Here is a 15567-nt window from a genome sequence, read left to right as displayed (position 1 = left end):
TCATGTCACCTGCGGCTCCGACCGTTATCAGTCGGTATGCGGACCTCGATCTTGATCTTGCTGATGCGGTTTCCGTTGCGCTGGCAGCCGACGACCGCACCGACGCGGTTCTGACGCTCGACCGGCGCGATTTCCGGGCGCTGCGTCCGCTGACTCCACACAAAGCGTTCCGGGTGTATCCGGACGATCTTTAGTACGCCTCGACTTCGGTGGTGTCGGCGTTGCCGCCTGGGCGGGGTTGGAGGTTTACCTGCCAGCCCTGGTTCTTGGTGAAGGTCTGGTCGAACTTCTTGAACGAGCAGCCGGCGCGGAACTTGCGGTGGGTGGCGTCCCAGTCGGAGCCGGACTTGAAGTACAGGCGGTAGGCGCCGCCGATCTCGTTCACGGTCGTGCTCCTGGTGGCCTGGATGTAGACCATGATCATCGGACTGCCCGGTGGCTGTCCGTCGGCGACGATCGAGATCGCGACGTCCTTCGCCGTACCGTTCGTGATCTTCAGCCGCCCCATCCCGTCCGCGCCGCGCCGGACGAGCACCTCGCCGCTCGCCGGCCGCTCGTCCTTCGGGGCCGGGCCCGGATCGGGCAGGGTCTTGCCGAACGTCAGCTTCAGCCGTCCCAGTTGGTCGAGCGCCGTACCCAGATCGGCGCGCACCTGACGCTGAACCTTCTGCGACGTGTACGGAGCGCCGCCGCAGCGCGCGTCGTCCTCGGTCTGGCCGGCCGAGCTCGACAACCGGGTCGCGGCGACACCGACCCGTTCCTGCAGGAGTTCGTGTGCCGCGCTCAACCGGGGCGTCACCGTCAGCGCCGCCAGCCGGACCCCGATCGTGTTCAGGGACTGCGCGAGCGCGAGCATCGCCGCGCTCAGCCCTTCGGCGGTCCGTACCCGGGTCAGCCGCTGCGCCGTGGTCGCCAGCACCTGGTCGATCCGGGTCAGCTCGGCCTGGTACGCCGCCGTACTCAACGGGCCTGCCGGCGTCACCGTCGACGCCGGTGCCGACACCGCACTACTCCCTACCGATGCCACCGGAGTCGGCGAGGCTTCCGGATCCCCGCCACAGCCCGACAGCAAACCCACCCCTACACAGAGCGCAAGCCAGCGCCTCATCCCCACCCCCAGGTCCCCACCCGTGCTCAGTAAGGGTAAGGCATCAGTCCCGGGCAGCGGGACGGACGAACGGGAACGCCAACGTGCTGCGGATGTTCTGGCCGGTCAGCATCATCATCACCCGGTCGACGCCGATCCCGAGACCGCCGGTCGGGGGCATCGCGTACTCGAGTGCGGACAGGAAGTCCTCGTCCAGCGACATCGCTTCCGGGTCGCCGGCCGCGGCCTTCAGCGACTGCGCGGTGAGGCGCCGGCGCTGCTCGACCGGGTCGACGAGTTCGGAGTACGCCGTACCGATCTCGGCGCCGAACGCGACCAGGTCCCAGCGCTCGGCGAGCCGGGGTTCGGTGCGATGGTTCCGGGTGAGCGGGGAAGTCTCGAGCGGGAAGTCGGTGTAGAACGTCGGCAGTGTGGTGTTCGGTTCGACGAGTTCGTCGTACAGCTCCAGCACCAGCTCGCCCGCGGTCATATCGAAGGTGGTGTGTACGCCGTGCTCCGCGCACAGCTCACGCAGCCGCTCGACCGGCGTGTCCGGGTCGATCGGCGTACCGGCGGCCTGACCGACCGCATCGTGCACGGTGACCACTGGCCAGTCGCCGGAGATGTCGAGCTCCTCGCCGTCGCGCCGTACGACCGGCTTGCCGTACACCGCGGTCGCCGCCTCGATCAGCAGCTCCCGGGTCAGCTCGCGCATCACCACGTAGTCGGCGTACGGCTGGTAGGCCTCGACCGAGGTGAACTCCGGGTTGTGCGTCGCGTCGGCGCCCTCGTTGCGGAAGTTCCGGTTCAGCTCGAAGATCTTGCCCATCCCGCCGACACTCAGCCGCTTCAGGAACAGCTCGGGCGCGATCCGCAGGAACAGGTCGGTGTCGTAGGCGTTGATGTGGGTGACGAACGGGCGTGCGTTCGCGCCGCCGTGCACCGCCTGCAGCATCGGCGTCTCCACCTCGATGAAGCCGCGGGTCTCGAAACCGTTGCGCAGGGCGCGTACCGCGGCACTGCGCTGCTGCATCATCCGCAGCGAGTCCGGGTTCATCACCAGGTCGATGTGCCGCTGCCGGACCCGTGCCTCGGGATCGGTGAAACCCTTCCGCTTGTCCGGCAACGGGTGCAGGCACTTGGCCGCCATCGTCCACGCGGTCGCCGCGATCGACAGCTCGCCGCGGCGGCTGGTGACGATCTCGCCGGTGATGCTGACGTGGTCGCCGATGTCGACGAGCCGCCGCCACAGGTCCAGCGGTACGTCGCCGCACGCGTCGGCGGTCAGCATCACCTGCAGCTGGGTCAGCCCGTCCTGCAGCAGCGCGAACGACAGGCCGCCGTGGTCCCGCATCCGCAGCACCCGGCCGGTCACCGACACGGTGTGGCCGGTGTGGTGGTCGGGCGGCAGGTTCGGGTACAGCTCACGGACCCGTTCCAGCGTCTCGGTCCGCGGTACGCCGACCGGGTACGGGTCGATGCCTGCGGCAACGAGCTCGGCCAGCTTGATCCGCCGGATCCGTTCCTGCTCGGTGAGTTTGCGGGTCGGCAAGGCCGGCCGCAGCAGTTCCTCTTCCTGTTCGCGTACGGCGGTTGTGAACGCGCGGCCGTCCGCTGCCATGATCGCGTGCCGCTCGGCCGCCTCGACGCTGTCCACCCGGGTCCACGGCCGCGGCGCGGGCAGGAAGCCCTCCGCGGTGCCGGCGGCGAGGACGACCTGCGCGAGCGACGCGCCACGCGAGTAGCACATCAGTCGTGGCGACCAGCGGGGCAGGTACTTCTCGTTCGACTGGTAGAGACTCTCCAGCTGCCAGAAGCGGGATGCCGCGGTCAGCAGCGCGTTCGTGAGGCGCAGGACCGGGCCGGCACCGACACGTTCGGCGTCGCTGAAGATCTCGCGGAACATCGCGAAGTTCAGCGAGATCCGGTGGATCCCGAGATCGTTGCCCGCCTCGATCAGCGACGTGACCATGAACTCCATCAGACCGTTCGCGGACTCCGGGTCGCGCCGCATCACGTCCAGCGACACACCCCGGACGCCCCACGGCACGAACGACAGCAGCCCGCGGACGACGCCGTCGGTGTCCCGCGCGATCACCATCACGCAGCGGGCGTCGGCCGGGTCGCCGAGCCGGCCGAGCGCCATCGAGAACCCGCGCTCGGTCCGCGCGCCACGCCACTTCTCGGTGAGGTGGACGTACTCCGCGAGCGCCTCGGGGGAGAGGTCTCCGTGCCGGACGACCTCCGCGTGGTACCCGGCCCGCTGCACGCGCGTCACTGCCTGCCGTACCGGCCGCATCGTCCGGCCCTCGAGGGTGAAGTCCGCGACGTCGATGATCGCCTCGTCGCCCATCGACAACGCGCGCAGCCCGGCGTCGACGTACGCCTGCGCGGCCTCCTCGCTCGCCGACAGCACCGCCGGCGACCAGCCGTACCGGCGGGCCTCGGCCAGCCACTGCTGGATCGCGGCCGGCCAGGCGAGTGGATCGCCGAGCGGATCGCCGCTGGCCAGGCTGACGCCGTTCACCACCCGGTACGCGATCGCGGCGTCGTTGCCCGGGGCGAACACCACCGCCTTGTCCCGGCGGGTCGCGAAGTACCCGAGCGAGTCGCGTTCGCCGTGCAGCAGGAGCAGGCGCCGTACCTCGAGCTCCTCGGGCTGGGTGAGATACCGGACCCGCTGGACGGAGCGGAGGAAGATCCAGAACGCGACCACCAGCGAGGCGGCCGAGATCGCGCCGACGGTCAGGCCGATCCAGCCGTGGCCCTCGTGGCCGCCCATCTTGCTGCGGGACTGGCCGAGCGCGGCGATCACGGCCCAGCCGATCTTCTGCCGCTGACCGGCCAGCGTGCGCGGGAACAACTGGGTGAGCGTGATGCTGACCGCGATCGAGATCAGCATGCCGAAGACCAGCGCACCGATCGCCAGTCGCCGGCTCCCGGGGGCCAGCCGGGCCGGGAAGGCCCCGCGGATCTTCCACAGCAGCACGACGATGGCGGCGATCACGACCGCCTGGACGATGCCCCACTCCAGGTCCTGGACGCTGGCCGGGCCGAAGTCGCGGAGCAGTTCGGCGTCGGTCGGGTTGGCCAGCCGGACGCTGGTGAACGCGATCCCGGCGATCTGGGCCAGGAACCAGAGCGCCTCGAAGACCCACAGCACCCAGAGCAGCGCGGCGCGCTTGCCGCGCAGCAGGGCACTGCCGACGACCGCGAGGTAGACCGCGGAGAAGATCGTGTGCCCGGCCGGGATGCCGACGAAGTCGAACGCGATGTCGACGTGCTTGACGAACCTCGGGGCCGTGACATGCAACGGGATTGCAATAAACGACCAGACTGAGGCCAGCACGACAACGCGGCCCACCCAGACCGCGGCCCGGTGTTGCCACACCGGTACTACTGCTGTTTGCTCCGACCGCACCAGCCGATCATCCCATTAGTTTGCTGAGACTTCGGTCGACCTAGGTCTACCCAGACAGTACAGCTGACGCCACAGCCAATACTTTGGTTGACATGCAACGGTGTTGACATGGTCTACGTGCCCTACCGCCTGATCCGTAACCTCATGCTTGCCGCTGCGGTGCTCTACTGCAGTCTGCTGCTGGAAGCCGCCGCGGGCTTCCCGCTGGACGTCCACCACTCGTTCTTGAGCGAGCTGGGTGCGTTGGACCAGCCGACGAGCCTCCTGGCGCGGGCAATGGACCTGTCGACCGGGGTGCTGCTCCTGCTCGCCGTACAGCTCTCCCGGCCGGCTGTGCGTGGGCAGCGGGAGCTGGCCGGTCTGCTGATCAGTACGGCCGCCTTTGGGCTCGGTACGTTGTTCGACTCGTTGTCGCCGATGGACTGTGCGCCCTCGGCCAGTGCTGCCTGCCGGGCGGCGGAGGCCAATGGGCAGACCGGCGTCGATCTGGTGCTGCATGAGGTGACGTCGACGATCGCGGGCCTCGGCAGCATCGCCATGGGCGTCTTTGCGGTGCTCGTACTCCGGAAGGCGGGCTGGGGCGGCGCTTGGAGCAAGGTGGTCGCACTGCTGGCTGCTGCGGTCGCGGTGTCGCAGACGTGGCTGGGGCTCCAGACGGGCCGCGATGTGCTTGCGGGTGACGACCTGGACGCACCCGGTATCTTGCAGCGGGTCTCGGTACTCCTCGTTTGCCTAATGCTGGGGACATTGTTACCAGCCCTGAGGCACGCTTGTACCAATGACCGTGACCTGGATCGTGGTGCCCGGCCTGGCCGAAACTCCGGAGGAGTTCGCCCGGGTCGTCGAGTTGCTGCCTGATGACGACGTACGTGTCATCGATCCGTGGCGTACGCCGATCACCTCCGACGTGGACACGCTGCGCGCCGCCGCCGGCGTACCGCCCGGCGCGGAGCTCGGACTGGTCGGCCATTCGATCGGCGGGCTCGCCGTACTCCGCTGGGCGCTCACGCGTCCGGACGAGGTGACACGGCTCGTACTGGTCGACAGCAGCCTCACGTCGGAGACCGGGTGGCGCCCGTTCTATCCGGGGCAGCCTGGTGACCGAGCGGTGCGGGCACTGGCGCGCTTCCTCGGGAGAGTCGGCGTACCGCAGCGTCTTGGACCCGCCGTACGGCGGCTGATCGTGCGGCTCGGGAGCATGTCCAACCACGACCTGCTTTCCCGAGCGACCGCTCAGAGCAGGTACGGCGGGCGCGACTCGTGGCTGCTGTTCTGGGACGAGCTCGCGGGCAGTTGGGAGCTGGCTGCCGAGGTAGGCAAGCTCGTCGCCGCGCCGATCGACAGCGTCGCGCCCACCTCGCTCCTGGTCGCGACAGGCGGCACCTCCCGCTTCACCGCCAAAGGCTGGCTGGCAGGTCAGCAGCGCTTGGCGGCTGCCTTGAACGGGACGGTGGAAGTCCTGCCCGACTCGGCGCACCTCGTGCACCTGGATCGTCCGGACGCGATCGCTGCCACCGTCAAGAAGCCGCTACCGGCCAGCGGCCAGCACTGCCGCTAGGCCTTCGCGCAGGTCGTCGACGAAGTACTCGGGGACCTCCAGCGAAGGGAAGTGTCCGCCGGTGGCGGGTGACTTCCAGCGGACGATCTGCCGGTAGCGCTGTGCTGACCACGGGCGCGGGTACTTCTCGATGTCGGCGGGATAGATGGTGACGGCCGCCGGAACGTCGACCTTGAGCTCGGGGTCGAGCGAGTTGTGGCTCTCGTAGTAGATGCGGGCGGCCGAGGCCCCGGTCCGCGTCAGCCAGTACAGGGTGACGTCGTCGAGGATGCGGTCCTTGGAGATCCGCTCGAACGGGCTGTCCGCGGTGTCCGACCAGTCGGCGAACTTGTCGAGGATCCAGGCGAGCAGCCCGACCGGTGAGTCGACCAGCGAGTAGCCGATCGTCTGCGGCCGGGTCGCCTGCTGCTTCGCGTACGCCGCGCGGTGGTGCCAGAAGTCGTACGTCTCCTCCGTCCACCTGCGCTCGTCGTCCGTCAGCCCGTCGGTCGTCAGCCCGGGCGGTCCCTGCGCGAACGTCGTGTGGATGCCGAGCACCTGCTCCGGGAACCGGCCGCCGAGAACCGTGGTGATGTTGCCGCCCCAGTCGCCACCGTGGGCGACGAACCTGTCGTAGCCGAGCCGTGCCATCAGTTCGACCCAGGCGGCCGCGATCTTCTCAGTACCCCAACCGGTGGTGGCCGGCTTGTCGCTGTAGCCAAAGCCTGGGAGCGACGGGACGACGACGTGGAACGCAGGCCCGTCCTTCGGCTCTGCCAGCTCGTCCACGATGTCGACGAACTCCGCGATGCTGCCCGGCCAGCCGTGCGTCAGGAGAAGGGGCGTGGCATCCGCGCGAGCGGAGCGGCGGTGCAGGAAGTGGATCCCGAGGCCGTCGATGGTCGTACGGAACTGGCCGAGCTGGTTGAGGCGCTCCTCGAACCGGCGCCAGTTGTAGTCGGTGTGCCAGTAGTTCACGACGTCGACGAGGTCGGCCAGCGGGACGCCCTGGTCCCACCGGCGCGGGTCGGGCGCAGGGCGGTAGACCGTCTCGGCCTCCGGGAGCCGGGCGGCGGCCAAGCGTTTCTTCAGCTCCTCGAGGTCGGCGTCGGTTGCGTGGGCTTCGAATGCTTGCACGTCGTTCATCGGATCCTCCGGGTTGTTGGAACCGGCTAAGACGGTTCTAACAGGTTCTCCGGCCGGATCGCAACCGGCTAAGGTGGTTCCATGCCTGCCGGTTTCCCTGATTTCCGTCTCGGTACGGTGCTGGCGACGAGCTTCACCGGGACCCTGTCCGAGCGTCGCGGCGAGCCGGTCGAGCGGATTCCGACGCCGGAGCGGTTCGTCGACTGGCTGGCTGTCTACGGCCTGGCCGTGGACTCGTGCACGGCCGCTGAACTCGACCTCGCGCGGGAACTGCGCGAGTCGATCCACGCGGCCGCGACCGCCGCCGCGCTCCAGGACTCCCTCCCCGCGGCCGCCGTCCAGGTCATCAACGACCGTAGCGCCCAGGGTCGAGCCGCGGCCGTCCTGACCCCCGAGGGCCGGCGGGAATGGCGGATCGGCTCAGTGGACGACGCCCTGAGCGTGATCGCCGCCGACGCGATCGCGATCATCGCCGGCGAACGCGACGGGCGGCTGGCGCTCTGCGCCTCCCCGACCTGCCAGGCGGCCTTCTTCGACACCAGCCAGAGCCGCACCCGCCGCTGGTGCGACATGAACACCTGCGGCAACCGCCAGAAAAAAGCCCGCTTCAACGCCAAACACTGACCTGCCTTCCGCCAGGTCCGCCAGCGAAGGTCGTGGAAGGCCTAGGTAGTGCTGGTCATGGCGGGCGTGGGGAGTTTGCGCTGCCATACCTCGTCCAGGGCCATGCGCATTGCGCCGGTTACGACGGCGTCCTCGGCCAGGGCGGAGAGTTCCAGTTTCGGGTGGTTGAGGGTGAGGAGCCGCAGCTGGTCCGCGATGGCGTCCAGCAGTACGGCGCCTGCGCGCGCGACACCGCCGCCGATGACGACGGCAGTCGGGTCCAGCACGAGTACGGACGGGGCCAGTGCGCGGGCGAACGTACGGGCGACCTGCTGTACGACGGCCTGCGCGACCGGGTCACGGTCCGCCGCGGCGGCGAACACGTCCGCGGTGTCGAGCTGCTCTCCGCCGAGTTCGGCCAGCCGCGACTGCGGGTTGTCCAGCGCCGCCTGACGGCCGAGCGCGGCGATCGCTTCCGAACCGACCGCCCGCTCCAGCGGCCCACGGCTGTCGTCGGGGTTGATCACGTCGTCGGTGTCCGTGGCGATGAACCCGATCTCACCGGCAGCCCCGGTACCCCGGTGCAGCCGTCCGTCGATGACGATGCCCGCACCGAGCCGCTCGCCCCACTGAACCGCCAGCAGCGTGCCCGTACCACCACGGGCCGCAGCGATTGCCAGCGCGGCCAGGTTGGCGTCGTTGTCCAGCATGACCGGGCAGTCGAGCAGACCGCGGACGTGCTTGATCAGGTCGACCGCAGACCAGCCCGGAACGCTCGGGACCAGCTGCACGCGGCCCGTGTGCTCGTCGACGATGCCAGGGCTCGCGGCGACCGCGGCGGCGACGTCCTCAGCCGGTACGTCGGCCTCGGCGAGCGCCTCGGTGATGACCTCGCCGATGACGCCGAGCAGCTCCTGGGCGGTCCAGCCCGGTCCGGAGCGCCGTACCAGCGAGAGCTTGCGGCCGGCCAGGTCGGAGACGCCGACGGTCACCCGGTGCGGGCCGACGTCCAGCCCGAGCACCGGCGCGGCGCGGCCGCGGAGTGACACGCGGATGGCCGGGCGGCCGAGCGAGCGGTCCGCGGAGTCGGGGCCGTGCTGCTGCAGCCAGCCGGCGTCGAGCAGCTCGTCGACGGCCTGGGCGACCGTCGGCCGGGCCAGCCCGGTGCGTTCGACCAGTTCGGCGACGCGCAGCGGTGCGGGTGCGGACCGGCGGACCGCATCCAGGACCGCGGCGACATTGATCCGCCGCAGCATCGTCGTACCGCCGCCGCCGACCGTTCCCTTGCCCATGTCCGACCCCTTGCCTGCCACTCGCACAGTATAGAGAGCGAGCGTTCGTAAATACTGTCCATTCGGCGCTTCGGCTGGCGGATGCCGGTGCGTGAGTCGACAACTACCACTCCGGGGCGGCCGGATGCTCCAGTACACGCACCCTGCCCGGAATCGGGACTGTTCAGTCCTGAAGAACGGTCCGGGCGAAACTGCTCAGTGCCTCCCGATCCGGTTGCTGGGTCTTGGTCATCAGGCTCGCCACGTGTTTCTCGACGGTCCGGGGCGAGATGTGCAGCCGGGACGCGATCGACTTGTTCCCGATCCGGTCCACCAGCAACCGGCAGACCTCGTACTCCCGGGTGGTGATCCCGAGCTGGCGCAGGTACGCCGGAACCTGGTCGGACCCGGTCCGCCGCTGGGAGACGGTCGCTCCGAGCTGCCGCATCAGCCCGCGGCACGCACTCGCCACCGTCGCGATGCCCGCGGTGTGGAAGTAGTCCTCGGCCAGCCGCAACCACGCGACCGGCTCGCCCCAGCCGTCCGCCGCGGCCGGCTCGGCCACCAACCGCAGACCGAGATGCCGCGCCATCGGGAACAGCGAGGCGGTCTCGATCGCCTCCCGCACCTTGGCGTTCGCCGCTTCGACCTGGCCGTCGCGGCCGAGCAGTACGGCGTGGGCCAGCTGCACGAACTGCCTGTTCCACCGCATCCCGCTCGCCGCGGTCGCGGTGACTGCCTCGAAGTGCGCCCAGCTGTTGCGTCCGGAGAGCACGCCGAGCAGCAGCGCCAGACCGTTCTTGCCAGAGGTATGAAATGTGGTCGGGTTCTGAGCGTCGTACGCGAGCGCCTGCGCCAGCTCGGAGTCGGCGAGTTCGCGATTCTCCTCCAGCAGCGCGCAGAAGGTCCGGCCCAGACCGTAGGAGTACGGCAGCTCGTACGACGCACGCTCGCCGCCCCAGTTCGCGGCTTCGGCCAGCGTCGCCTCCATGGCGGACCGGTGGCCCTGGTGTGCCTCCAGGATCGCCTTGGTTGCCAGGAAGAACGTCGCCGAACGGCCCAGCCGGAGCCGGCGGGTGACCTCGAGGCATTCGTCGATGATCGCTCCGGCTCGCGCGTACTCGGCCCGCAGGATCAGCTGCTGGCCGAGCATGCCGTCCACGTCGTAGACCAGGGTGATCGCGCCGATCCGGAGCGCCTGCTGCCGGGACCGTTCCAACTCGTCGATGCTGCCGTCCGCGAGGTAGACGCTGACCGCCTGGAGCATGTGCGAGACGACCCGCTGGAGAGTCATCTGGTGGTCCTCGGCGATCTGCCGGGCCCGGTGGAAGTAGTCGATCGAGAGGTCGAGGTCGTCCTCGCGGGCCAGGATGCCCAGCAGTTGCAGGGCTTCGCAGGCAACCTCGGGCAGGTCGGCGCGTTCGGCCGCCGCCGCGGCGCGGGTCGCCAGCTCGGCGGTGGTCTTCAGCCGGCCGGGGTTGGTGCGGGCGAACTCCAGATTTGCGGCGACCACGTCGACCGGCGCGAGGTCGGCGTCGCCGGCGTCGCTGCCGAGCAGGGACCGGGCGGTCGCGACGTGCTGGAGCGCGGCCGCCCAGCGGCCGGCCACCATCTCCGCGTTCGCGAGCTGGACATGCAGCGCGGCGACCTTGCGGCTGTCCAGGTTGCGGTCGGCCAGTTCGTCGACGGTCGCGGCGTGCACGGCCAGCCGCTCGAAGCCCCCGGTCGCGCTGAGGGAGAGCAGCAGGGCGCCGAGCACGTCGGCCCGGTGCCCGATGTCGGGATCCGCGGCCAGCAAGGTGTTCGCGCGGTCCAGCAGATTGGCCGCCGACCCGGTCGAGCCGTCGTCGAACGACCGTCGCCCGGCCGTGGCGAACAACCTGCCGGCGCGCACGGTGTCGCCGCCGGTCTCGGCGAGCTCGGCGACCATCGGGCACCACTCGCCCGGCAGGCCCGGATGCAGTTGCTCGACCGCGTCCGCGCAGCGCCGGGCCAATGCTGATCGTTCGGTCGGCGTCAGCCCGGCGAGCAGCGACTCCGCCGTCAGTGGGTGCCGGAACGCGTACCAGTCCGGGGCCGGCTCGTCCGGCCCGACCAGCTGGGCGGCGACGCCGGCCCGGAGTGTTGCCAACAGCAAACGCTCGTCGGTGCCCGTGGCGGCGCGGACGACGCTCAGCGGGAACCGGTGCCCGATCACGGCGGCCAGCACGAGGATGTCCCGTGACTGCGGGCCGAGCTGAGCGGTCCGGCTGCTGATACTGCGTACGACTGCGGGTGGGACGTTCGTGTGCAGGTCGTCGACGACCTGCACGCTGCCGTCCGGACCGGCCACCAGTTGTCCGCTGCGGTTCGCCTCCTGCAGCAGTTCCTCAACGATGAAAGGGATTCCGGCGCTGTCGTCCCACAGTTGCCCGGCCAACTGCGTCGGCACGCTGTCGACCGGAACCTCCAGACAACCGGCCGCGAGTTCAGCGACCTCACTGCGCTGCAACGGCTGCAGTTCGACCAGTTCGGCGGCGCCACGTTGCGCCGACAACCTGGCCAGTTCGTAGGCCGCGCACGTCTCGGACCGTAGCGTCGCCACGAGCGTGATCGGCTGGTCCTCCAGGTTGTCGAGCAGGTACTCGATCACGGCCAGCGTCTCCGGGTCGGAGCCGTGCAGGTCCTCGAGCACCAGCAGGCAGCCGCGGTCGCGGCCCACCAGTGCGAGGAGCCGCAGCACTGCCTCTCCGAGTACGACCGGTGACGCAGCGGTGTCGTGCGCAGTGCCGTCGTCCCAGTCCGGAACGAGTCGGCCGAGCACCTGCCGGTACGGCCCGAGGCCTTCCGTCGAGGGCATCTCGCCGCGCCGGATCAACGCGAGGAGTGCCTCGGTGAACGGGCGGAAAGCAACCATCGTGCCGATCGCGCCGACCCGTCCACGCAGCATGGCCATGCCGGTGTCGAGAGCCTGAGTGGTGGCCGTCGCGGCCAGCCTGGTCTTGCCGATCCCGGGCTCGCCCACCAGGAAGATCGCACCACCGTGGCCGCTGCGCGCTCCGGCCAGTAGGCGCTGAAGGGTCTCGATCTCCCGGTCTCTGCCTACCACGGTGGGCGAACGGGTCTGCATGGTTGCCAACCTTAACGAGGAATTGCTGTCACCGCAGACAGCTTGACCGAGGGCCGGCCCCCGCCGGCCCTCGGTCAAACGTTCGCTGGTGTCAGCCGGCTCAGCCGCTGACGGTCCAGGGCAGGCCGTTGGGAGCCATCACTGCAACGGCCATCGTGCTGATGCCGACTACCCCGGCGAGGGCCATCGCCCGGGCTCCGACCTTGTTGCGCTTCGGCAACAGGATCGGTCCGAGCGGATCGGTGCGGTCCGGTGCCGCGTTCTGCTCGGCTGCCGGAGTTTCGTGCTGTACATCGTGGTGCTGGGCGGTCATGCCGTTCCCCTTGTCACACAGTGGGTCCGGTGCTGTACCTCACCTCGACCCGGCGGATGGTTGCAGCAGCAGCACGGACGGAACCCGTTCGGGGAACGCAAGACGGAGCAGTCCGTGGCCGATTCCAGCCAGACCGGTCAGCAGGCCTGGAGACGGCACGGCGTTGGGTGTTCCGCACTGCGGTCCGTACTGCTCTAGTACCGCGAGCACCAGCCCTGCCCGACGTCGTCGGGCCGCCTCTGCGGCTGGGTACTCACGTCCGGCGAGCCACACCAGTGGCTCCACCGCGCCGAGCTCGCCATGGCACAGACTCAGGTCGGCGAGCACCGGCCGTTCGGTTGCGGACCTCAGGTAGGCGTCGAGGTCCGCGGGTACTCCCGCGGTGGCCCGCGCCAGGGTGGTGCCGGCATCACCCGAACACCACCCATGGCCGGCTGGACCGTTCCGGCGGTCCAGATCAGTTGCCGCGCGTGCAGCGTCGAGGTACCGGTCGCCTGGTACGCCGTACTGCCCGAGCGCCCACGCGATCCCCTGATAGCCACGAGCGAAGCCGTGGTCCGCTGCTACTCGGCCACGGAGGCCGCTCTCGACAGTGGCTACCAGGTGGTCCGCGTAGCGCTCGGCCAGCCGGCCGGCGGCCGGAAAGCCTGCTATTGCTTGCATTGCGGCCAGTCCACCCGCCGCACCTTCGGCGTACGACGGGAAGTCAGCGGGGTCGGCGACGAGGCGTTCGCTGAGCTCCAGCGATGCCTCGAGCCAGGTGTTGAGGTCAGGGTCGGCCAAGAGCTCGGCCAGCCGGTGGAGGCCGTAGCTGATCCCACCCAGACCGTGATAGCCAGGTCCGATCAGCTGCGCGGACTCCGGGTCTCCGGCAAGGGCCTCCAGCAGCCGTGGGATCGGACGGATCGCATCACGTGCCAGCTCGCTGTACAGGCTTGCCCCGGTCAGTGCGCCGACCTCTGCGAGGAAGAGCGCCGTACCGGTGTAACCGTTGGAAAGGCCCGCACCCATGGAGTTCACGGTCCAGTGGTGGTCGTCCAGTAGTTCGAGGCCGAGCCAGTTGGCGGCGCCGTCGGGTTCGCTGATCACCTGGGCGACGACCTCGTCGGCGAGGTTCGTGGCGGCTGCGAGGAGACGGTCAGGGTCTGCTTCGTCGGTACCCACGTGGGGTCGGGTCACCGTGCTCACGTGGCGGATCGGCTCCGGACGAGTGGCCAGCGAGGCGGAGATCAGCCACGTCTGCCGGTGCTCGTCGACGTCGCCGAGGTTCTTGATCTTGTCCTCGACGGCTGACAGACCGTTGGTCGCCAGTACGTCGGCGACGCGCGTGCCGTCGGACGACCACACGTCGCGGCTGTTCGGGTGGACGGTGAACAGCGGTACGTCGCCTGCCCACAGGTCGGCGAGCTCGAACGGGACGATGGCGTGCAGTGACTCGTCCGCATCCCACAGCAGGTCGAGCAGCTGGCTGCGGCCGGCTGCGTCGCGCAGTGCGTCCGGGTGCGTCGACTCGTCGAGCAGACTCGTGTAGAGGCGCGTACTGCGCGGCACGAAGCGGACCTGGTCCGTGGCGCACTGCCCGAGCAGCCCGTCCGGTCCGAGGAACTCGTCCTGGTGCCTGGCGATCGCCTCGTACGCGCTCCGGAACCCTGTGAGTACAGCGATCTCGTGCTCCCGCGGCTCCGTCAGCTGCCCGTCGAGCAGCGGCCGGTTCGCGGCGCGGGGCGTCTGCCCGGGACGCCGGACGAGGTGCATCGAGTCCAGCCCGGCGTCGGCCCAGTCGACCTCGCTCATCGATGCCGACGACCCTGCGTCACCGCCGAGCCCGGAGATGTCCGCGACGCCGTGTTCGCTCGACACCAGCAGCGGCAGCAGGGCGGTGCGGTACACCGAGGCCAGCAGCGATCGCTGCGCCGGGTCGTTGCCCAAGGCATTCGACGGGACGTAGCTGGGGTGGAACAGCGTCTCGACGTCCACCAGCACCGGCTGGTCGCCCGCGGCGATCAGGTTCTCGAAGTGCATGTCCGTGCCGTCGAGCACGTACAGCAGCGCCAGCAACGCGCCCTGGCGGTGGTAGAACCGCCGTACGCCGGCAGCGTCCTCGCAGGGCTCGTGTACCACGTACTCGAGCCAGCCGTACCCGTCACGAGGCAGCAGGCGAACCGTACGGATACCCAGCGCCGTCTTGACGTTCAGCCAGTCCACGAACGCGTTGAAGTGCCCGTGCAGCTCGAGCGGCCGGGGCTTGTACACCAGCCGCTGCCCGTCCTCGAAGGTCAGGATCGCGGTGCAGCGCCCGCCGCGGTGCGGGTCACCGCCGGGCTCGATCGCGGTCAGTGCGCCGGGGTCCCTGCCGTTCAGCAGCCCGGTGACGAGTGACTCACGGTCCTCGGCGAGCCGTGCCAGCAGCTCGAGGTGACCCTCGACACCCTGACGGCACGACTCGCCCAGGACCCGGGCCAGCACCGGGTAGGTGGCCAGGAACTCCGCCAGCTCACTCCCTCCGACGAGCCGGTGGGTGAAGTCCAGGAAGCGTTCGGCGGGCGTGTCACCGGCCAGCTCGCCGCGGTCCCGGGCCCGGGCGAGCTCCAGGACCAGCGTGCGCGCGGCGAGCTTCACCAGCCGCAGGCCGAGCCGTTGCAGGAACGCCTCGGCCAGTACGCCGCTGTGGCCCGCCGCGGCCAGGTCCTGGCGGGCGGAGTCCAGCAGCGGCTCCAGGCAACGCATGAGCGCCTGCCGCCAGTCCGTGCCGGACCCATCCGTTGCCGCGGCCGCCCCACCTGACGTGTGGCCGCCGGTGACACCGGTCCCTGCAGGGTCTCGACCGGCGGCAGGCGCGCTCGGTGGGAGAGAGGTGCTGCGTTCCACGTACGCCGCCCAGGCAGGGGCGGTCAGTGCGTGGGTCAGCTCCTGCGGCCGCAGCCCGGCGGACCACCAGGTGTCCGTCCGGTCGGTGCGGGTCGCGGAGTCGATCACGCGCTCAGGCTGTCATCGCACCCCGGGCCGGGGCATGGGTGATCGGCACCCATATTTGCGCCGCACACGGGGCGTTACGGGCGGTGTCTGCCGCGGGGTGACGA

The 15567-nt window shown here is 69.9% G+C and carries 11 protein-coding genes; 4 read left to right on the top strand and 7 right to left on the bottom strand.

The features are described from left to right. Positions 1–2: 2 nt before the first annotated feature. Positions 3–194, top strand: a complete 192-nt coding sequence (locus ACFYRU_RS07880) for a hypothetical protein (RefSeq protein ID WP_387654412.1) — start codon at positions 3–5, stop codon at positions 192–194. On the opposite strand, the gene ACFYRU_RS07875 is transcribed toward ACFYRU_RS07880, so the two are convergent. Both ACFYRU_RS07875 and lysX read right to left on the bottom strand, forming a co-directional pair. Beyond that, positions 191–1003, bottom strand: a complete 813-nt coding sequence (locus tag ACFYRU_RS07875; protein WP_387654410.1) for a hypothetical protein — start codon at positions 1001–1003, stop codon at positions 191–193. The genes ACFYRU_RS07880 and ACFYRU_RS07875 overlap by 4 nt on opposite strands. Positions 1004–1151: 148 nt before the next feature. Beyond that, on the bottom strand, positions 1152–4508 hold the full coding sequence (lysX, locus tag ACFYRU_RS07870) for a bifunctional lysylphosphatidylglycerol synthetase/lysine--tRNA ligase LysX (RefSeq protein ID WP_387654407.1): 3357 nt from the start codon (positions 4506–4508) through the stop codon (positions 1152–1154). A 108-nt stretch (positions 4509–4616) separates the two neighbouring features. Here lysX and ACFYRU_RS07865 point away from each other — a divergent pair, with 108 nt between their 5' ends. Together ACFYRU_RS07865 and ACFYRU_RS07860 are read left to right on the top strand one after the other, a co-directional pair. Beyond that, positions 4617–5366 (top strand): DUF998 domain-containing protein, encoded by a 750-nt coding sequence (locus tag ACFYRU_RS07865; protein ID WP_387654404.1) that lies wholly within the window; start codon positions 4617–4619, stop codon positions 5364–5366. Further along, positions 5287–6066, top strand: a complete 780-nt coding sequence (locus ACFYRU_RS07860) for an alpha/beta fold hydrolase (protein ID WP_387654401.1) — start codon at positions 5287–5289, stop codon at positions 6064–6066. Before ACFYRU_RS07865 ends, ACFYRU_RS07860 begins: the two co-directional genes overlap by 80 nt. Here ACFYRU_RS07860 and ACFYRU_RS07855 read toward each other — a convergent pair. After that, complete coding sequence (locus tag ACFYRU_RS07855; protein WP_387654398.1) at positions 6037–7191, bottom strand: epoxide hydrolase family protein; 1155 nt, start codon at positions 7189–7191, stop codon at positions 6037–6039. The genes ACFYRU_RS07860 and ACFYRU_RS07855 overlap by 30 nt on opposite strands. 81 nt (positions 7192–7272) lie before the next feature. On the opposite strand from ACFYRU_RS07855, the gene ACFYRU_RS07850 reads away from it, so the two are divergent. Then, the gene (locus ACFYRU_RS07850) at positions 7273–7815 is read left to right on the top strand and encodes a CGNR zinc finger domain-containing protein (RefSeq protein WP_387654395.1); all 543 of its coding nucleotides are present in this window, start codon (positions 7273–7275) and stop codon (positions 7813–7815) included. 41 nt (positions 7816–7856) lie between these two features. Here the strand turns inward: ACFYRU_RS07850 and ACFYRU_RS07845 are convergent, their stop codons facing one another. The 4 genes from ACFYRU_RS07845 to ACFYRU_RS07830 form a co-directional block, all read right to left on the bottom strand. Next, a complete protein-coding gene (locus tag ACFYRU_RS07845; RefSeq protein ID WP_387654392.1) occupies positions 7857–9107 on the bottom strand; it encodes an ROK family protein in 1251 nt (416 codons plus the stop codon). 142 nt (positions 9108–9249) lie between these two features. Then, positions 9250–12174 carry a helix-turn-helix transcriptional regulator gene (locus ACFYRU_RS07840; RefSeq protein ID WP_387654389.1) on the bottom strand — a complete coding sequence of 975 codons (2925 nt, stop codon included), beginning with the start codon at positions 12172–12174 and terminating at the stop codon, positions 9250–9252. Between the two features lie 100 nt (positions 12175–12274). Next, the gene (locus tag ACFYRU_RS07835; RefSeq protein ID WP_387654387.1) at positions 12275–12487 is read right to left on the bottom strand and encodes a hypothetical protein; all 213 of its coding nucleotides are present in this window, start codon (positions 12485–12487) and stop codon (positions 12275–12277) included. 39 nt (positions 12488–12526) lie between these two features. Beyond that, positions 12527–15463 (bottom strand): type 2 lanthipeptide synthetase LanM family protein, encoded by a 2937-nt coding sequence (locus tag ACFYRU_RS07830; RefSeq protein WP_387654384.1) that lies wholly within the window; start codon positions 15461–15463, stop codon positions 12527–12529. Positions 15464–15567: the final 104 nt, after the last annotated feature.

Origin of the sequence: Kribbella sp. NPDC004536 (assembly GCF_042873835.1) — a bacterium.
In the GTDB taxonomy this organism is placed as follows: domain Bacteria; phylum Actinomycetota; class Actinomycetes; order Propionibacteriales; family Kribbellaceae; genus Kribbella.
Note: the sequence above shows the minus strand (reverse complement) of the source record. Positions and strands in the feature narration are given on the sequence as shown.